This window comes from Cryobacterium sp. Y62 (assembly GCF_002929785.1).
Classification (GTDB): Bacteria; Actinomycetota; Actinomycetes; order Actinomycetales; family Microbacteriaceae; genus Cryobacterium.
Map to the genome: position 1 here is coordinate 18386 of NZ_PJJK01000106.1, position 19332 is coordinate 37717.

Genomic DNA, 19332 nt, shown 5'->3' on the forward strand with positions numbered 1-19332 from the left:
GACATCCTCGACCGCGGTCTAGGCAGCAGTACCTTCTATGGTGACCGTGACGATGTCGTCGTGGAGGGCAAGTTGCCAATCGCCCGCGTTGGTGAGGGCCTTGCCCCACGCGGAGGGCCGCCACGTGGGGAGGACGTGTCTGGTCTTCAAGAAGTGCTTCTTGAACTCATGGTTGGCCCCCGGTTAGGTCGTCCCGTAAGAGCTGATGGACGAGTAGCTATGAAGTACGCCTCATCGGATCCGCATTCCCATGAAGCAAACCGCGCTCGCGAGAAACTAATATATATGTCGCAATGTAGCGATACGCCGGCTAAGCTCGCGGCCCTCGGACGGGGCGTTTTTGCGGACAAGTGACCGATAGTTCGATTGTAGAAGACGATACGGCAATAATTGAGACACGAGGACGCGAGTCTTTCTCGACCGCTCCCTCGAGACGCCGGCGGCGAGCTGTGATGCTCCGATGGCGCGCTAGGACTCTAAAGCGCGAGCCGCGAAGTACTCATAAAGACTCGACTCAATAGGAATCGCCAGCCCCAACGTCATTGACACCACATCGTGGCCACCGACGCCCGACATCTTTGTCTGACGGGCGTCCTGAGATGTCGCTTGTCCGAGATAGTAGAAATCGGTTCCTTCTGCGTCATCCTTCTTTGCGAAAACATGAAGGGGAAGACTGTTTTCAACAATCGCTTTCACCTCACCGCTTGCAAGGGTGCGCCTACTTCGGGTGAACCAGGTCAACGTCGAAGGGTTGAGAAACTCGTCTCCATAGTTGGTGCTTTCGGACACCTCAGACCCCTTGTGGTACGTGACAAATATTGGGCAGGTGTTTGAGACAAAATCGACCTTGTAGCCGTATATCGTGCTTTGTTCGTTGGACTTCCAATTCAGCAGACGGCAAGCGTCCTTGCGGGAATAGCGTTGGCCCACCTCCAGACGTCCGGTCCAATTGTGTCGATGGCGCGCGAGGTATAGCCCGGTCTCTACAACGTCGTTAACGTGCTCTTGGAACACCAGATCAGCGTTCCAAACCGCGGCGAACTTTTCGCTGAGGTCGTACACGCCATCACTTACAGTGATGACCGGTGCGGCGCCGTACTTTTCGGCTTCTGCCGCGGTAAAGAATTCCAAACTCAAGATGCCCAGTACGTAGGCAAGTGTTGCCGGATCGGTTGCCAGAGCACTTTTCTCAAGCAGTCGCGTGAAGGCTTGCACCTCTAGACCGTCCGCGCTGGACAAAAGCTCCTTGAGCAGCAGTAGCTCATGAGGCCGCTTACCATTCAGTAATTCGCCGGAAAGAAAGGTCAAAACTCCGTCTGCGTACTCTCCGACCGGAACGTTCATGGCACCGACCTTTTGGAGAAACCGCCAATAATTCTTTGCTTTTGTTGCAATGACGGTGGGATCCACTAAGTCGAAACGCGCAAAGTCGATTAGTAAAGGCACTCGGCCTAGGCGGTTCTGCACCTCGAGGAAGGACTTCTTAAGGTTCGACATGCTGTCGAGAGTCGTCGTTGCAAGGGATGCAAAAATTCGCTCTCTTGCAATAGCGTCAAAGTTGACGCTGGAAAGGCCGGCTATGGCACCGGCCTCTTGTGCGTCGATGATTTTCTTGCGGATCGAATCCTTGTTCAGGCTGCTGTCTCCGAAGAGTGCTATGGGAATCAGATAGTTATTTTCATAGTTGCCGAAGAAGTCGATAACTACTAGGTGATCTTTGCCCGCGGCCTTCCGAAGTCCCCGTCCGAGCTGCTGGGTAAACACGATACTTGATTGTGTCTGACGCAGCATAACGACCTGATTGACTGAGGGAATGTCGATCCCCTCATTGAAAATGTCGACAGTGGCTATGTAGTCAAGCTCGCCGCGCTCGAGCATCTGCACGACCGCCTCTCGTTCGTCCACCGAGTCGGACCCGCTCAGCGCGCGCGTTCGGAGATGCTTTCCATGAACCTCGCGCAAGTTGAGAAGTGCCGAAAGGGCCATCGCCTCATCGTTCCTGCTACAGAAGATTAGGCCGCGTACCGGTGCGCCCGCGTGTCCATACTTTTCGATCGAGGCCACGAGGTAGTCAACGCGTTCAGAGGCGACAAGGTGCTTGAGGTCCGAGAGCTTGTCTATTACCTCGCCGTCTTTGACGTAGTCGGTTACGCCGTAGTAGTGAAAGGGTGCCAGCATGTCTGCCTCTAGGGCCTTTTGCAATCGGATTTCGTATGGCACATTGAAATCGAACAGCTCAAAGACGTTGAAATCGTCGGTTCGCTCGGGCGTCGCTGTCATTCCGAGCAAAAATTCTGGCTGGAGGTGTTCGATCACACTCCGATAGCTCTCGGCGCCCGCCCGGTGGACCTCGTCGATCAGAACGTAGTCAAATGCATCGGGCTCAATCCCAGCGAGATTCGCCGGCCTCGATAGGGATTGAATCGTAGCGAACACATAACGACGATCGAGTTCCCTTTTCGTTCCCACAAATTTGCCAAAGTCGCTGTCCGGAGCTCCCAAGACGCGCTTGAATTCAAATATGGCACGGTCCAAGATCTGCTCACGATGCACCACGAACAACATCCGTTTCGGTGCGCATGCCCGCACGTCGAGCGCCGAGAGGATCGTCTTTCCAGTTCCCGTCGCAGAAATAACAACCGCGCGTTTCTCCCCATTATCACGCAGTGCTGCAATCTCAGCGAGTGCTTCGACTTGCATTTTGTTGGGCTGAATGACTCCGCTGACTGGCAGATCAGTCACCGGCTCAATCGGGCCGATTGCAGCTGACGATGCGCGTATGGGTGCGATCCACGTCAGCGCGTACGCGTCAATCCAGTCTTTGGTAAGGGGAATCGAGGCATCAATATGAACCTGCGCGGCGCGATTAAGCTGCTGGACGATGTCCCCGTTAGGCAGAGCCGAAAAGCGCAGATTCCACTCGTGGTTGTTCAGGAGTGCGCGATCCGTCAGGTTCGAGCTACCTACGATCGCCGTGGTACTCGCCTCCTGCTCAAAAATGTATCCCTTGGCATGAAAGCCGGCAGAGGAATCTGGGTGCACGAAAACGTTGATTCCATCGAGATTGACGAGTTCCCGAAAGGCTGCAGGCGAGTTGAATCCTAAGTACGTGGATGTAATGATCGTGCCCGAACCTCGAAAATCGATAATCGCCTGCTTGAGCAGGGCTATCGCGCTTGGTGTGACGAAAGCCACACTAAAGATAAAGCGACGCGAGCGCTTTAGCTCTTCACGAATCGCTCGAAGCATCGTGTTGCCGGCCGAATTTGAGACGAGCGTCGGGTTAAAGACTTGATCGGCCTTTACTTGCGAGTTAAGAAATCCAAAGTTGTTGTCGATGGTCAGTTGACGGCTAGTCGCGCTCACTCGCGAAAATCTTTCATTACCTGCACGACTGCCGGAATGTCAGCAGGTGCCCAATCAAGCTGGTCCAGATCGGCAGCCTGAACCCACCGAATTTCTGAGTGCTCGGTAAGTCGAGGCTCTTCGCCGGTTAGGGAGCAGTAGTAAGTCGTCAAGATAACGATCCCGAAGTCGTACTCGTGCTCGGTGGTTTCGATGCGCGCTCCGATCTCTGCTGCACAGAGCAACTCTTCTTCGAGTTCGCAGAGCAAAGCCTGCTCGGGTGATTTGTTCGCCTCTATCTTGCCCCCGGGAAACTCCCACATATCGGGTAGGGACATTGTCGAACTACGACGTGCTGCGAGAATTGTCTGGCCTCGAGTGAGGACGGCGCCGACGACATTGATTCTCTTCTTCACAGGTGAACTCCGATGCCTAGCCGTCAATCCGTAACGCCAGCTTAGCCAGCGCGGTCCGCTGGTGATCAAAGCAGCCGCAGGAGCTTCAAAGACCGCCGATGACTCCGAGGACCAACTTGTTGTAAAGAGGCAAGCCCACGAACACCCCGAGTGTCGCAGCTAACGCGAAACTGAGCAGGGTCCATGAGACTCGCCGCACGCGCGCTGTCTTTACATGGCTGTCGATTACAGCGAATTTCGCCATCAGACTCGGAGTCGGTAGCGATGTGAGTGCAGTCCAAGTCGCTGACGCGTCAACTATCGCTGCAAGCTCAACCAGATCGCCTTCGACGAGAGAAACGGGTTGTTTTAGAAGCCAACGGCGCAAACCGACCGCATCCATCACAGTGACGATGGCGGGCCTCTTCTTGATCGTGATCGGCCCGGGGCTGACCAGCGCGATCACGGCCTGCGCTGCCGGGAGCTGAGGCATCCGCTCTCGCAGCATTTTGGTGACGCGGGTGGCTTCAAATATGGAGTTGCGAAGGTAGGGCTGTTTCTGTCCATTGACCATAATCGTCCGCTCGGCGACCCAGATCTTTTTGCCGCGGTGATGTTTGGTGTTGATGGTGCAAATTCCGCCGGGGCCCACTACGAGGTGGTCGATGGCGGCGCCGGCTTTGCCGATCGGGAGGGCGTGGAAGACTCGCCACTCGGGCGGGAGCCGGCGGAGAATCCTGCCAACCTTGATCTCGCCCTGGGCACCGCGGTACCAGGCGAGGCTGTCGGCGGCCAGCGGGGAGATTCCCCAGAACCGGGCGAAACGTGTGCGCGCTGGCACCGACAGGTGATGACCACGCCGTCATGGGTCGCCTCGACGCTGTCGACAAGAGTGGAGAGTTTGTCCTTCGCTTCACTCACTGCCATGGTTTGCAGGGGACGATTCTAGCCTGACCGCGAATGTAGCCGGGTGAGCATCGTCTATCGAAGCAGCTTCTCGCGATCCGTTTCGCCGCGGTCGAAGATACTGCTGTCGCGATCGAGCACTGCCGAAAGGGCCGCCAGGCTGGCTCCGGCGTTACTCCGCTCGAATTTATCGTCCCGTTCCAAGGAAGGGCCAACGCCCGCGCCGGGATTTCGCTGCTGGAGCTGCGCAGGTGCAGTGCCGCCAGCAGGTGTGGGCCGTCCAGGTGGGAGAGCGTATAGACTTCTGCGGTCCCAAACGAGCCTCCGTCGACGCGTAGTCTGACTTTATACACGGCCGTGGTCACAGGGGGAAGTAATGCCATCACTCGTTGCATGGCTCGATGCATCGAGCGAAGACCAGCGTCGCATGCGGGAAATCGTCAACCTCTTCAGCGAGCGCGATAGCCGCGACGAGCTCGGGTTCGGTCAGGTTCGAGACGCACTAAGCGATTCCCTCTTTCCTGGCACGTCGACGCTGCTCACCCGTGCCCGCTACATGCTCCTCATACCCTGGTGCTTCACTGCGGCACAGTCGACCGGTCGGTCCGCGGATGACATCAGCGTTGCCGTCACCGCCAACGAGCGCGACTTGATCTTGGCGCTCAGGACGGGCGGCGACGAGCAGGGGCTGCTCGGAAGGGTGGCTGGCGCGAATCTCAAGACTCTGCCGTCTAGCGTGTACTGGGCGGCGCTTCGCAAGTACGGCATTCTCAGCTCGCCGTCGATGGACCGCCAAGACGCGATCGCCTTTGATTCGGCGAGCTCGGTGAGCGACGGGGAGATCGACAACGACCGGATCGGCGCCTGGTCTCCGACCCTTCCCGTAGCGCCGAAGGGATTCCCGTCTGAATCAGCGGGCAATTTCGATCTGTCGCCGTCAGAGGCGAACTGGCTGCGCGACCGCATGGCCGAAGGCAGCGAAGGAACGCTTCTTGGCCATCTGGTGGAATATCGACCCGAGGCTGCGAGCATCACCCCCTGGGACGATCCAACTTCACGTGAAGTGACCGGTGCCCCGCAACAGGTCTTGCAACACGCCAAGCTGTTTTCGTTCGCAGCGCACGGCGCGGCCCTGCTCTACAACCTGATGCTGGCCGAACAGTACGAATGCGCCGGGTACAACCAGATCGTTGCGCCGGTGGACCGATACAGCGACAAGCTCAGGGAGTGGCAGCAGGAACGTGATCTCCTTGCCGATGAACTGAGCTCGTGGGACCGAACCGACTTCTGGACCAACATCGACGCGGGAAGCGGCTCGGTGGCGCCGCGATCACGAATGTTCGTCAATGACTGGTTGGATGCGTCGCTCGTCCTGGACACTCACGACCTCTCCGGTGGTCGAGACATGATTCGGTCCCGCGAGCGCCAGCACAAAGGCGCCCAGTCACGGCTCACCAATCACAAGCTTCTGCAGTCCTGGCAAGGGGCATCCGGAGCGGGCCGATTAGCGTTTCGCTGGCCCCAGGTAAATCGGATTCTCACCGACCTGCACGACGGATTGGAACGAACGGATGCTTGAACCCGACGCGCGCGCCGCCCTCACTGAGCAGCTCCGCCCACCCGCCGGGTATGAGCTGCTCCACGCTGTCGGTACCACGTTCACGCTCGACCTCACCAGTGCTCTGGCCATCCCCCTGTCGTTTGCGGCGCACCGTGTGCGCGAGAGCGACGATCCCATTGCAATTCTCGACGCGGTGCGGCGAGCCGCCGATCGGGTAGATATCTTTGCCCAGGCCGGCCAGATCGTCGCCCCCCGACAGGCCTCTGATCTAGTCGCCTTCCTCGAGCCGATGCTGCATCCGGTCACCGCACGGCGCCCCGGTGGGCTCTTCCACCCGAAAGTGTGGATTCTTGAGTATGGCCGCGGCAGCGACCGCGCGTACCGGCTGCTGTGCTCGAGTAGAAACCTCACCGCTGACCGCAGCTGGGACATGGTCGTGCGCCTCGACGGTACCCCCACCAACGTAGATCAGCCGGCGAGTGCCCCGGCACGCGACTTCCTTACCGCGCTCCCCCGGCTTGCTGTCACTCCCTTGACTGAAAACCGAACGCTCCACATAGCGGACTTAGCGCACCGCGTCAGCCGCGTGCGCTGGGAGGCCCCTGGCGACGTGCGCGAGGTCGTGCTGCATGCCCTGGGCATCGGGCGCCCGACGACGACAGACTTCGACGGTAAGCGCCACCTGATTATTTCGCCGTTCCTGTCCGATGACGGCATCGCCCGGCTCGCCCCCGCCAGATCGACCAAGGTGCACGTCGTCTCCCGAGCAGAAAGCCTGGACCGACTCCGGCCGGAGACGCTGAAGCGGATCGTCCCCTATGTGCTCGACGACGCGGCCCGCGACACGGCAGAGGTCGACGGTGACCCACTCGAAGGCCTGCACGCCAAGACGTTCGTTCTCGACAGACGCGACGGGTCTCACGTCTTTATCGGGTCCGCGAATGCGACCAACGCTGCTTTCACGCAGAACGTCGAGTTCATGATCGAGTTGATCGGCCCCCTGCCCCGCATCGGCGTCGAGGCCGTCTTCGGCGAGAAATCGGCTCTGTTCCAACTGGTCGTGCCGTATCCGGCCACCGGCGGCGTAGAGCACAGCGACGACGACAAGGCTGATCATGCGTTGGAGTCGGCGATCCGGTCTCTCGCCACCTCGCGCCTGCGCAATACTGTGGTCGCATGCGACGAGTCGAACTTCGACATCCTCGTCGAGTCCCTCGATTCGACGCACCCACCGGCCGATCTCCAAATTTACGTACGTTTGCTGACGAGGCCGGGGAATTCGCATCCACTCCCGGTGGTCACTGGCGAGAGCGTACGGTTCGAGGCCATGCCGCTTACCGACGTGACCCCGTTTCTTGTGATTCGAGTCGTCGACACCCGCGGCGAAGAGCGCAGCACCGTCGTGCGGGTCGAGCTCGTCGGCGATCTCCCTGGGCGGCGGGACGCCGTGCTCGCGCGGCAGATCGACACTCCGGAGAAGTTCCTTCGCTTCTTGATGCTGCTGCTCGCCCAGGACAGCGATGATGGGGCGCTTTTCACTGCGGGTGGCGGGGGTAGTTTCGGTGACTGGGGCGCCGACGGTGTCGGTCTCTTCGAGGCACTGGTGCGCTCGGTGGGCGCTCGCAACTCCGGACTTGACGACCTCGGTCATCTGATCGAGCGCCTCCAAGCGGATGCCGCGGCGACCGTTCTTCCCGCGGGTTTCGACGAACTCTGGGCTTCTGTCTGGTTGGCACACCTCACTTTGCAGGGCGCCCGGCTGTGACTGTGTTCAATGCTGAGGCTGTGCTCAGCGAGCTCAAAGGATTTCAGCGCGACGCCGTCGACCACGTCATTCATCGGTTCTATGGTTCTGCCGATGCGAGCCGCCGATTTCTCGTCGCCGACGAGACGGGGCTTGGTAAGAGCGTGGTGGCTCGCGGTGTGATTGCGCGAACCATCGAACAGCTACAACACGATGACACCGTCGACCGGATTGACGTGGTCTATATCTGTTCGAATACTGACCTGGCACAGCAGAATCTTCAGCGGCTCAACGTGACCGGCAACCCGCATCTCGCGTTCACCAGTCGGCTGACGCTGCTGGCTTTGGAGTCCCGACGTCTCGACGGTACCGCGATCGACGGCAAGGTTGTGAATCTGGTGTCGTTCACTCCGGGAACGTCCTTCAACAACTCAAGTTGGCGCACCGGGTCGAAGGAAGAGCGTGCCCTGCTGCACGTGATTCTGAACGATGAGCTGCAGCACAATCTCGCTCAGAGTCACGCCTCACGGCTCTTCTTTCAAGGCACGGTGCGCACGGAGAAATCGTTCTCATACTGCGTGGAGTGGATCCGACGAGTGCTCGACGGCCCGGCTCACGAGCCGATCCTCACTGCGTTTCGCAGTAACGCGTCCAGCCTCGGCTTGCTAGCTCGGTACCAGCGCATCGTCGACGACATCGTGCAGAACGGGCTGCCGACGGAGATGAACGTCATCAAGGAAATCACCGCTGAGCTACGGGGGGCTCTTGCGCGTGCCAGTGTTGAGACACTGGAGCCCGACCTCGTCATTCTTGATGAGTTTCAGCGCTTCAGCCACTTGCTCGATCCGGAGACGGGAGGCGACGCCGCCGAGCTTGCGCATCACCTTTTTGACTGCGGCCAAGCCAAGGTCCTGTTGTTGTCGGCGACGCCGTATAAGGCGTACACAGCCCCAACAGATGACTCCGACGACGATCACTACACCGATTTCATTGCCGTCCTGAGCTTTCTCGCGGGAGGAGCGACGGCGGATCTGTCCGAGGTGAAACGGCTCTTCGAAGAATATCGTGCCGGCATTGCGGCAGGCGCGTTGGTGGCGGACATCGCGGCATCCCTGCGCATTCGCCTACTGCGCTGGATGAGTCGTACCGAACGTCCGCAGCTCGGCGCTGACGGAATGCTGCGGGAGCGCCACATTACCTCGGCGTTGCCGTCGCCGGCGAACCTCATCGGCTTCGCCGGGCTGCAGCGTCTGGCCCAGGAGCTCGACGCGCCGATCTCCGTTGAGTATTGGAAGTCGATCCCCTATTTCGGCAACTTCATGGAGAACTACCAGGTCTCCAGGGCGCTCGACAAACGACTCGAGGACGCGGAATCTGCACAAGCGATCGAGCCCTATTTGGCGGGTTTGGATACGCTCGATGCCGAGGCATTGTGCTCTTACGAGCCCGTCCGGATTGGGTACGGACACATAGGTAGCCTCGCTGAGGACATGCTCGAGTCCGGGCTGTGGAAGCTGCTGTGGCTGCCTCCGTCGATGCCGTACTTTGAGCCGGGCGGGCCCTTCGCAGAGCGTGGTGTCGTGTCGGCCACAAAACGGCTCGTGTTCTCGACGTGGACTGCGACACCTACAGCGATTGCGAGTTTGCTCAGCTACGAAGCGGAACGACTGACAGCGTTCGGTTCGACCCGCCTGACCCGAAACACGGCCGAGGCACGCAAGAATCTGGCGTCCCGTCTCAACTGGGCGACCGTGGATGGGAGGGCCAACGCCATGTCGACGCTGGCACTTTTTTGGCCCCACCCCGCGCTCGCACTGCAGGCCGACCCGCTGGATGTCGCTCGTCGCCATGCCGGGATGCCGGTGCGAGTGCCAGCGCTTGCTGCGGAAGCTGATGTGCAGGCCTCCTTTGACGGCGAGGCGGTCGCTGGTCAGGCTTGGCAGGCGTATTTCAGCACGCCTGGCATGGTGCCGACCGGCCTGACTGCTGCTCGCGTGACGTCCGCCATGGAGAGTCGCGGAGCTGAGCTGCCTGACGATGAATCACAAACGAGCGCAGGCCTACGCATCCACGTCGATGCAGCGTTCGATGCCGGTCAGGCCGGAGATGACGTGTCGCACGAGCATTTGGCGCGACTCGCGCTTCATTCCCCGGGCAACATCGCCTATCGGGCGCTGTCCAGGCTCCGGACCATAGCGGATGCCACCACCGACGCAGGATTGTGGAGTGCTGCAGCGCTGCTGTCGAACGGACTCCGAAGTCTGTTCAACCGACTGGAGACCACGCTGCTGCTCGATCAGCTCTACTCGACCGGGGAGGCCTACTGGCTCGTCGTGCTCCGGTATTGCGCGGACGGCAACCTGCAGGCATCCATGGATGAGTACCTATTCCAGCTGCGCAGCGAAACCGGGGGCACTGCCCTCACCGACGAAGTACTCCTCCAGCTCGCCGGGCGCGCTTACGACGCAGTTACATTGCGGCCGTCTACCTACCGCGCTCGAGATCTCGCGGACCCCACCACCAGTATCCCCTTCACAGCCCGATTTGCCCTGCGGTACGGAGGCAAGCAACAGGAGACCGAAAGTGCTCGCCAGCCGGAGATTCGAAACGCCTTCAACAGCCCATTCTGGCCGTTCGTGTTGGCGTCCACCAGCGTCGGCCAAGAGGGCATCGACTTTCACTGGTGGAGCCATGAAGTGCTGCACTGGAACCTGCCGTCGAACCCGGTGGACTTCGAACAACGCGAAGGCCGCGTCAACCGCTTCGCCGGCCACGCAGTGCGCAAGAACATTGCAGCCGAGCACTGGCGGGATGTTGTTGCGTCAAGCGAGTCCAACCCCTGGAAGGTTGCATTTGACGCCGCCCAGACGGCTCACCCCGAACTCGGGGAGTTCGCCCCGTACTGGCTCTACCCCGGTGCGTCCAAGGTGGAGCGGCAGATCATCACCTATCCCCTCAGCCGCGATATCGAGAAGGTCGAGCGCCTCAAGGACGCACTAACTCTGTACCGGCTCACTCTCGGACAGCCCCGCCAGCAGGACATGCTCGAGATGATGCAGCGGCGTGGGGTCAACCCGTCGCAGGTCGCGAAACTGGACTTGAGCCCTCCAGTGCGGGATCGCTGACCTGAAGGCGCGGCGTCGGTTCGGTCAGGCCTCGAGAGGTTTTTCGACACTTTGGTTCTGCCAGCTGCCATAGCTGACGTCGGCCTGCTTCTTAATCGTTGTCGATGCGGGGCTGACCACGACGATCACAGTCTGCGCGGGCGGGACCCGCGGCATCCGATGACGCCTAGCGGCGAATGCCGTGCCGCTCGGCGCCGGAGTGTTTGTCGCCAGAAAGCGGGACGGCTGGGAGGCTTTGCTCAGGTGCGGCTGGACACAATAGAAACCCCAGCCAAACCGAAGGGCCCCCAATGAGCAATTTCCAGCGCATTCTGAGCATGGCAGCAAAAGCCCTTGAACAGAAAGGGCAGCCGTCGTCGGGCGGGTCAGGCAAGACGGATTGGCGCGAGATGGTGCGCACCGCAGCCGACAAGGTCACCGGAGACAGCAAGCCCCCGGCGAATAACGTGCAGCGCAGCGCCGCTCCCATCTCTGGTTCGAACGTGAGCGCCCAAGACCGCGCGGCCATCGCCCGCTACGACTATCTGTTGCAGACCGCACAGCCGCAGCAGCTCGAGCAAGTTCACCGCGACGCGTTCGCGCGGCTCACGCCGGCGCAACGCGACGAGGTCAACGCCCAGCTGCGCGCAGAGCTGCCTTCCAACGAATATCCGGCATCGACCAGCCCGGACGACCTGGCCCGATCGGCCACCCGCGGCGAAGCCCAGAATCCCGGCTTTCTGAAGAAACTGTTCGCCAAACCGTCCGGCCGAGGAGCCGCCAGCGCACTTGCCGGAGCGGGTGTCGCCGCTGCCGGGATCGGTGCTGTCGGGATCGGTGCCGGCGGACTACTTGCCGCCGTCGCCGGTGGCGCGGTGCTCAGCACTGTGGCCGGGCCCCTCCTGGAACAGGCTGCGGGACTGGGCGTCGATTTTGAGAGCCTCGCCGGCGGTCTCGAAGGAATCACCCAGGGCGTCGATGTCGAAAACCTCGCCGGCGGTCTCGAGGGAGTCACCCAGGGCTTCACCGACGGCGCGGGCGAGTACGCGGCCGGACTGGGCGAGCAGGTGTCTGATTTGGGATCGAACTTTGAGATCCCCGGCCTCTCGGCACTCGGCAACTTGTTTGGCCGCGACTAGACAATACCGACGAAGGCGGCTTCGCTATCAGCCGGCCGGGACTCGGCCGGGGTCTGTGTCGCCATCGGCACGATGGCACTCGCGCTACGCTAACGTGTGCAACTTTCCCTCTGGCTGGCCCTCGTGGGCGCCGGCGTGCTAATCAGCTTCACCCCCGGCGCCGGTGCAATCAACACCATGAACAACTCGCTCACCAGCGGATTTCGCCGTTCGATCTGGGGAATTTTCGGGCAGCAGGCTGCACTAATCGTGCACATCATCGTGGTGGCACTCGGCGTCGGGGTACTCGTCTCCGGCTCACCCATACTCTTCAACGTCATCCGCTACGCCGGAGCCGCCTACCTGGTGTTTCTGGGCATCCGCTTAATTCTGCAAAAACCCGACCCGTCTCGCGATACAACCGTGACGTTGACCCGGGAGCCAGCCTGGTCAATGTTTCGCCGCGGCCTATGGGTCAACCTGCTCAACCCCAAGGCTCTCGTCTTCTTTCTCGCGTTCATGCCGCAGTTCATCCAGCCGGAACAGCCGCTGCTCCCCCAATATCTCGTACTGACCGTCACCGTAGTACTGATCGACATCGTCGTGATGTGGCTGTTCTTCGCGATCGCGGCCAAATCGTTTCAGCGCTTCACGAACACCACTCGCGGCCAGCTCATTCTCAACCGCACCTTCGGCCTGCTGTTCATAGCCGTCGCGCTGCTGCTGGCGCTGGTGCACTGAGCGGGTAAACCCAGGCGCGCCTGACCATCAGCGCTCTCGGAATGAGCCAGCCGGTCGTCGTCGGGTCCCCGCGCGGATCGCGGAGCAAACCTCCGCCCGACCGGTTCCCTACAACGCGAGCGCCGGCTCCCCCAGCGCCCGCATGACCGAGTACAGGTCGGCTTTTCCCTCGAAGCCGATCCCGGGCAGGTTCGGCATCGTGATGAAGCCGTTCACCACCTCTGATCCATCGGGAAAACCTCCGAAGGGCTGGAACAGGTCGGGATAGCTCTCGTTACCACCGAGGCCGAGGCCGGCCGCGATGTTGAGGGACATCTGGTGGCCGCCGTGCGGGATACAGCGCGAGCGGGACCATCCGTTCTGCTCGAGCATATTGAGGGTGCGCAGGTATTCCACGAGCCCGTAACTGAGCGCGCAGTCGAACTGCAGCCAGTCTTTCTCGGGTCGCAGGCCTCCGTAGCGAATGAGGTTGCGGGCGTCCTGCATGGAGAACAGGTTCTCGCCGGTAGCGATGGGCTTGTCGTAGGCGGCGGCAACCGCCGCCTGCGCTTCGAAGTCCAGGGGATCGACGGGCTCTTCATACCAGAACAGGTCGTACTGCGAGAGCGCCCGAGCGTATTCCACGGCGGTCGCCTGGTCGAAACGACCGTTGGCGTCTACGGCCAGTCGCTGATGCGGTTCAAGCATGCCCAGCACGGCTTCGATGCGCTGCAGGTCGTCGGCAAGCGGCGCTCCGCCGATCTTGGCCTTCACCACGGTGTAGCCGCGGTCGAAATAGCTCTGCATCTCATCGGTCAGGCCGGTGAGGCCGCGCTCGGGCTGGTAGTAGCCGCCGGCGGCGTAGACGAAGACCTCACGGTTAGGCGTTCCCGTACCGAAACGCTCGGCCAGCAGCTGAAACAGCGGCTTTTCCTCGATCTTGGCCAAGGCATCCCAGACAGCCATGTCAACCGCGCCCACCGCGACGGATCGCTCACCATGCCCGCCGGGCTTTTCGTTGGTCATCATGGTGTTCCAGATGCGTTCCGGGTCGAAGTTGTCGCGCACCGGGTCGAGCAGGTCGACCGGGTCGGCTTCGAGCAGGCGCGGCAACAGACGCTCGCGAATGATGGCACCCTGGCCGTAACGCCCGTTGGAGTTGAAGCCATAGCCCACGACCGGGCGGCCATCGCGCACGACGTCAGTGACAACGGCGACCACGCTCAGGGTCATCTTGCTGAAATCGATAAAGGCGTTGCGAATCGGCGAGCTGATCGGCATGGTCTGCTCGCGCACATCAACGATTCTCATCGCAGAACAGCCTCGGCCGTCACTGTCGCGAAGGCGGCGGCGAGGGCATCGGAGACCTCTTCGGTGGTGGCGCGTCCGCCGAGATCGGGGGTGCGCACATCCGTTTCGAGCAGCACGTGGCCCATGGTGTCGACGAGCGCGGCGCCCGCTTCGGGGTGGCCGAGGTGGTCGAGCATCATCGACGCCGCCCAGACTTGACCAAGCGGGTTGGCCTTTCCTTGACCGGATATGTCGGGTGCCGAGCCGTGCACCGGCTCGAACATCGAGGGGAACTCGCCCTCGGGGTTGAGGTTGGCCGAGGGCGCGATGCCGATGCTGCCGATGATGGCCGCGCCGAGGTCCGTGAGAATGTCGCCGAACAGGTTGGAGGCCACAATTACGTCGAAGCGGCCCGGGTCCAGTACGAACAAGGCTGCGAGGGCGTCAATGTGATATTCCGAGATCTCCAGAAGCGGATGCTCCTGCCCCAGTTCGCGCAGAATCTCGTCCCAGAACGGCATGGTGTGAATGATGCCGTTGGACTTGGTGGCGCTGGCCAGGCGGCCCTCGCGCTGTTCGGCGAGGTTGATGGCATAGTTCATGGCCCTGGTAACGCCAAAGCGGGTGAAAATCGATTCTTGGATGGCGACTTCCTGCGGTAACCCGCGATAGAGACGTCCGCCGCTCTCGGAGTATTCGCCCTCGTTGTTTTCGCGCACGACCTGAAAGTCGATGCCGCCAGCCGGCACCTTGCGCAGCGGGCTTTCGATTCCGGGGAGGAGCTTGATCGGTCGCAGGTTGATGTATTGCTGGAACGCGCGCCGGATGGGAATCAGCAGGCCCCACAGCGATACGTGGTCAGGAACGCCGGGAAACCCGACCGCGCCGAGCAAAATCTGGTCACACTCGGCGAGCTGTTCGATGCCGTCGGCGGGCATCATGGCCCCGGTGCGAGCGTAGTACTCGCAGCTCCAGTCAAAATTTTGCCATTCAAAAGCGAACCCGAAACGGTGGCCGGCCAGCTCGAGCAGGCGCTGTGCCGGGGGCATCACTTCGGTGCCGATTCCGTCGCCGGGAATGACGGCAATGCGGTGGGTGGGAATGGTCAGGTGGGTGGGAATGGTCATGGGGTTACCTCCAAGTTTGGATAGTTCGTTTGGGAAGGGTGAAGATCTGAATGCGCCACATTTCCTACGCGCCGGTGCCCGAACCACCCTCGTGCACGCTCACGGTCGGCTCGATGCCATCGGCACCGACAACCTCTCGCCAAGCCTCGAACCCACCCTGGAACGCTACGATGCCAGCCTCGGGCAGCGAGATCTCGATCGCTTCCAGAATCTCGGTCGCCGACACCCCAAGGTCCAGAGCCACCCGGATATGGCTTTGGATGTGCCCCTTCGACGCGCGCATCACCGTGAGGCTCACGATGAAGATGAGCTCCTTGGTACGCCGGTCCAGGGTGCGCTGGTCGAGGTACGCGGCCGACACCAGGTGATTCGCGGCCTGCAGCACCGGAAAATCCTGTTTCGCCATCACCTTGTGGTAATCGAGCACATAACCACGCTTGCGGGCCATCTCGTCGATGTAGTCCTGCGGGTTCTCAGACATGAACTGCTCCTTCTGATTCGGATCGAATTGCTAGGGATCGAAGCTCGAACTGGTTGACGACTTCGACATAGCGCACGACCTCGGTATGGTCTAACAGCACGGTGTTCCCGAGCACCCGACGGGCCTCGGCGAGCACCCCCACGGTCGTGTCCGTGATCGGCGTGCTCATTCCGGCACCGAGCGCCTGAGCGATCGCCACGTCCTTGAGCATGAGGTCGAGCGAGAAACCGGAATCGAACGTGCCGTTCAGCACGTGTTTGGCGTACTTCACCTCGGTGGCCTGGCTGCGCCCGGTCGACGAATTCACTACGTCCAGCATTACCGCAGCGTCGATGCCAAAGCTGCGCGCCACCGTGAAGATCTCGGCCGCAGCCGCGAGATTGGTGGCCGACAACAAATTATTGAGCGCCTTCGCGGCGTGCCCGGACCCGCTCGGCCCCACCACGGTGATGCGGGTGCCGAGCGGAGCCAGGTGTTCCATCGCCCGCTCCCGATCAGCCGCGAGCCCGCCCACCATGATCGACAGCTCCCCGATGCTGGCCTTTGCCACCCCGCCGGACACCGGGGCATCCACGAACGCGATCCCGGCGGAAGCGGCCTGGGCGGCTAGCCGCTGCGTGCTCGCCGGCTCCGACGAGCCCATATCGATCACGAGGCCACCGGGCTCGAGCTGGGCGAGCAGCGCTACCACGACGGATTCGACGATACGGCTGTTGGGGAGCATCAGGATCACCGTGCGGATGCCTGCCGGAAGCTCCTCGAGCCCGGCCAGTGTCCGACCGCCCACCGCGGCGGCGAGCGTGGCGCTCGCCGCCGCATCCACGTCGTAGAGCAGCACGTCACGACCGGGCGCATAGCGGCGAACCATCGGGTCGCCCATTTTGCCGAGGCCGATGAACAGTGTGGTCATAATGTCTCCTTTGACAGTGTGGAAAAGTACAGTGCTCAGGCCACGGGCACCGGGGGCGGAGTAGTTCGAGCCAGCACCACGGCGATGTATCCGGCCACGATCTGCACCGCACCCACAATGATCCACAGCGCTACCTCGGGCACCGCCGCATAGAGCAAGCCGAATGCGAGCGGGCCGGCACCGCTGCCGATGTAGGTACCGATCTGCATGATGCCCGTCGCGCTTGGCGTAGCCGGACCGGCCACGCGGGACACCACAAAGTGGGTGAGTCCGGGCCAGCCCCAGCCAATGCCGAGAGCCAGCAGCATGCCCACCACGAAGGTCCACTGGGTGTCGACGGCCATGAGCAGCACCCCAACGCCGCCGACGCACATCATGGTGGCCACGGTCGCGAGGGCGAATTTGCTGTTTGCCCGATCGGCGATCCGTCCCACGATGACGCGCACGGTGACGCTGAGCAAACCGCCTACGCTCAAGAGGGTGCCCGCCCACGCTAGCGGCAGGCCGCGCTCGATGCCGGTGATCACCGCATACGCGGTGACGGCACCGGTGGCCGCGGCCGAGAGCGTGGTGACGCTCGTCATCAGCAGCAGGTACTTCATCAGCGCCGGTGTCAGCGGCACGTGTGAGCCGCCCTGCCGATGGCGCGAGAGTTCCCCGCGCGGTACCGACCACCAGAACAGCACGCCCACCGCGAGCGCGAACAAGCTCGCCAGACCGAAACCCCAATGCCACCCCAGGGTGAGCGCGAGCGCGGGCACGGCCAGCCCGGCCAGGAACGCGGAGAACGGGATCGCCGATTGCTTAATACCGAACGCGGTCGCGAGCATACCGCGCCGCACCCGCAGGTTGATCAGCTGATTCGCCGCCGGGTGACTGATGCCATTGGACACCCCACCCACTCCAGCCCACACCAGCAGCCAAGCCCACGACGGCACCAAGAATGCGGCGCCCGCGAGGCTCAGCGCGCCGACGACCACCCCGAGGAGGGTTGCCGAGCGAATGCCCGACCACGACACGAGCCGGCCGGCCAGCAGGGACATCACCGCGGCCGAACCCCAGTAGCTGGCCACCGCCGCGCCGAGCACCCACTGTGGCGCCGGCACATCGCGCTGGATCTGCACGAACAGGGCGCCAAGCAAGAATACCGGCAGCCCGCCAGTGATGGTGGCGCCCACCGCGAGCACCACCGCACGGGAGCCCGACTCGCGCCGGCGCATCACTTACGCACGAGAGGCAGTGACAGTATCTCTGGGCACTGCTACGCCTCCGCCGAGCACTGTGGAGTCGTCGAGCTCGGACACGCTTGCGGCCAGTGCCTTCGCCGCGGGCGCCCCGATCAGCCCTTCCGCCTTCTGCACGATGTCGGCCCAGGTTGCCCGGTCGCCCGGCGCCCCACGGAAGGAATTTTCGCTCTTCTCGATCACGGTTCCGTTTCGGAGCACAACCTGCACTTCGGCCTGCCACCGAGCCGGGAATGCGGCCTCGAGCGAGTCGCTGCGATAGCACTCGACTTTTTCCATCCACTCCATTAACTCCGCGGCCACGGCAGGTGCGTCGTCGAACTGGTCGACAGTGGCGCGCCCGGTTGCGAGCGCGACCGCCGCGCCGAACGGCATATTGAACTGGGCGTCCACCGGCGTGTTGACCACGAGTTTGCGTGCCGCGGGCTCAGACACGAGCGAGGCACCGGCCCGGATCACGCCGACCCGGATGCGTGCGACATCGTCGATGCCGAGCTTGGGGTTCTGCTCGCGAATGTCGCGCAGCAGGTCAATGTTGCCGTGCATATAGCGGCAGCAGGGGTAGAACTTGATCGAGGTATCGAGCGCGCTGCGGCCGAATTCGAGCGCCAACTGTCGGCCCTCGACCACGCCCGCGCCGTACTGCACGAGAAAGCCGTCTCGGCCCTCGATGGCCGTGGCCGGTGCGGTGAATCCGGCGGCGGCGAGCTTCGCGGCGCGAATACCCGTGGCCGCGGCATGCCCGGCGTTGAGCCGTTTGGTCCAGGAGCCGTCGGCCAGAAATTCGAGCGAACCAGACGCCATGTTCGCCGCCAGTCCGAGGGCATGCGCCGTCTGCTCCACCGTGAGACCGAGCAGCCGGGCCGCCGCCGCCGCGGCACCGAGGCAGCCGGCCACCCCCGTGGGGTGAAAGCCGCGCCCGTAGCTCTCGCGGGCACCGAGCAGCACGCCCACCGTACACATCACGTCGTAGCCCACGATGGCGGCTTGCAGTACCTCACCGGTGAGCGACTGCCGCGTGCTGGCGAGAGCGAGCACTGCCGGGAAGATGACGACGCCGGGGTGCAGCGAGGACTCCTCGAAGGTGTCATCGAGTTCGAGGCCGTGTGCGGTGATGCCGTTCACCAGGGCGGCGCTTTCCACCGTGGCAAAGCCGCTCGTACCAGCTCCATCCACTCCGTGCAGGGCGGCCGGAAAGAAGGCCGTCGGCTGCTGCGATATTTCGACGGCGGCACGGGCAGCCACCGCCGAGTCGCGGTGAAACCCGCCGCCGGTGATGGCGTGGTAGTCGAGCAGTAGCAGCCGCATCCACTCTGCAAGCTCGGGCGACACTGTGTGGTCGGCCACGGCGTGGGCGGCGAGACGGTGTGAGACGGTACTCATGTCG

The 19332-nt window shown here is 62.3% G+C and carries 15 protein-coding genes; 5 read left to right on the forward strand and 10 right to left on the reverse strand.

What is annotated here, in order from left to right; translation table 11 throughout:
- Window positions 1-18: 18 nt before the first annotated feature.
- The 4 genes from CXY71_RS22360 to CXY71_RS09895 form a co-directional block, all read right to left on the reverse strand.
- On the reverse strand, window positions 19-150 hold the full coding sequence (locus tag CXY71_RS22360; RefSeq protein WP_255412631.1) for a hypothetical protein: 132 nt from the start codon (window positions 148-150) through the stop codon (window positions 19-21).
- A 318-nt stretch (window positions 151-468) separates the two neighbouring features.
- On the reverse strand, window positions 469-3366 hold the full coding sequence (locus CXY71_RS09885) for a DUF3427 domain-containing protein (protein ID WP_104135467.1): 2898 nt from the start codon (window positions 3364-3366) through the stop codon (window positions 469-471).
- On the reverse strand, window positions 3363-3761 hold the full coding sequence (locus CXY71_RS09890; RefSeq protein WP_104135468.1) for a (deoxy)nucleoside triphosphate pyrophosphohydrolase: 399 nt from the start codon (window positions 3759-3761) through the stop codon (window positions 3363-3365). Before CXY71_RS09890 ends, CXY71_RS09885 begins: the two co-directional genes overlap by 4 nt.
- 85 nt (window positions 3762-3846) lie before the next feature.
- Entirely contained in the window at window positions 3847-4581 is a 735-nt protein-coding gene (locus tag CXY71_RS09895; protein ID WP_158253046.1) for a nuclease-related domain-containing protein, read from the reverse strand.
- Between the two features lie 441 nt (window positions 4582-5022).
- Here CXY71_RS09895 and CXY71_RS09900 point away from each other — a divergent pair, with 441 nt between their 5' ends.
- The 5 genes from CXY71_RS09900 to CXY71_RS09920 all read left to right on the forward strand — a co-directional run bounded on the left by CXY71_RS09900 (window position 5023) and on the right by CXY71_RS09920 (window position 12914).
- Entirely contained in the window at window positions 5023-6225 is a 1203-nt protein-coding gene (locus CXY71_RS09900; protein ID WP_104135470.1) for a DUF6361 family protein, read from the forward strand.
- Window positions 6218-7972, forward strand: coding sequence for a phospholipase D family protein (locus CXY71_RS09905; RefSeq protein ID WP_104135471.1), 1755 nt, complete (start codon window positions 6218-6220; stop codon window positions 7970-7972). Before CXY71_RS09900 ends, CXY71_RS09905 begins: the two co-directional genes overlap by 8 nt.
- Window positions 7969-11076 carry a helicase-related protein gene (locus tag CXY71_RS09910; RefSeq protein WP_104135472.1) on the forward strand — a complete coding sequence of 1036 codons (3108 nt, stop codon included), beginning with the start codon at window positions 7969-7971 and terminating at the stop codon, window positions 11074-11076. The genes CXY71_RS09905 and CXY71_RS09910 overlap by 4 nt, the downstream gene beginning before the upstream one ends.
- Before the next feature lie 290 nt (window positions 11077-11366).
- The gene (locus tag CXY71_RS09915) at window positions 11367-12194 is read left to right on the forward strand and encodes a hypothetical protein (RefSeq protein WP_104135473.1); all 828 of its coding nucleotides are present in this window, start codon (window positions 11367-11369) and stop codon (window positions 12192-12194) included.
- A gap of 96 nt (window positions 12195-12290) precedes the next feature.
- Window positions 12291-12914 (forward strand): LysE family transporter, encoded by a 624-nt coding sequence (locus CXY71_RS09920; protein ID WP_104135474.1) that lies wholly within the window; start codon window positions 12291-12293, stop codon window positions 12912-12914.
- 108 nt (window positions 12915-13022) lie between these two features.
- Here CXY71_RS09920 and CXY71_RS09925 read toward each other — a convergent pair whose 3' ends face one another.
- From CXY71_RS09925 to CXY71_RS09950, 6 genes are all read right to left on the reverse strand, one after another.
- Window positions 13023-14204 (reverse strand): mandelate racemase/muconate lactonizing enzyme family protein, encoded by a 1182-nt coding sequence (locus tag CXY71_RS09925; protein ID WP_104135475.1) that lies wholly within the window; start codon window positions 14202-14204, stop codon window positions 13023-13025.
- A complete protein-coding gene (locus CXY71_RS09930; protein WP_199184273.1) occupies window positions 14201-15310 on the reverse strand; it encodes a tartrate dehydrogenase in 1110 nt (369 codons plus the stop codon). The genes CXY71_RS09925 and CXY71_RS09930 overlap by 4 nt, the downstream gene beginning before the upstream one ends.
- Window positions 15311-15374: 64 nt before the next feature.
- Window positions 15375-15791, reverse strand: a complete 417-nt coding sequence (locus tag CXY71_RS09935; protein WP_104135476.1) for a carboxymuconolactone decarboxylase family protein — start codon at window positions 15789-15791, stop codon at window positions 15375-15377.
- Window positions 15784-16701 carry an NAD(P)-dependent oxidoreductase gene (locus CXY71_RS09940; RefSeq protein ID WP_104135477.1) on the reverse strand — a complete coding sequence of 306 codons (918 nt, stop codon included), beginning with the start codon at window positions 16699-16701 and terminating at the stop codon, window positions 15784-15786. Before CXY71_RS09940 ends, CXY71_RS09935 begins: the two co-directional genes overlap by 8 nt.
- 35 nt (window positions 16702-16736) lie before the next feature.
- Window positions 16737-17921, reverse strand: coding sequence for a CynX/NimT family MFS transporter (locus tag CXY71_RS09945; protein ID WP_146071712.1), 1185 nt, complete (start codon window positions 17919-17921; stop codon window positions 16737-16739).
- Between the two features lie 3 nt (window positions 17922-17924).
- Window positions 17925-19328, reverse strand: coding sequence for an MmgE/PrpD family protein (locus tag CXY71_RS09950; RefSeq protein ID WP_158253047.1), 1404 nt, complete (start codon window positions 19326-19328; stop codon window positions 17925-17927).
- Between the last annotated feature and the right edge of the window lie 4 nt (window positions 19329-19332).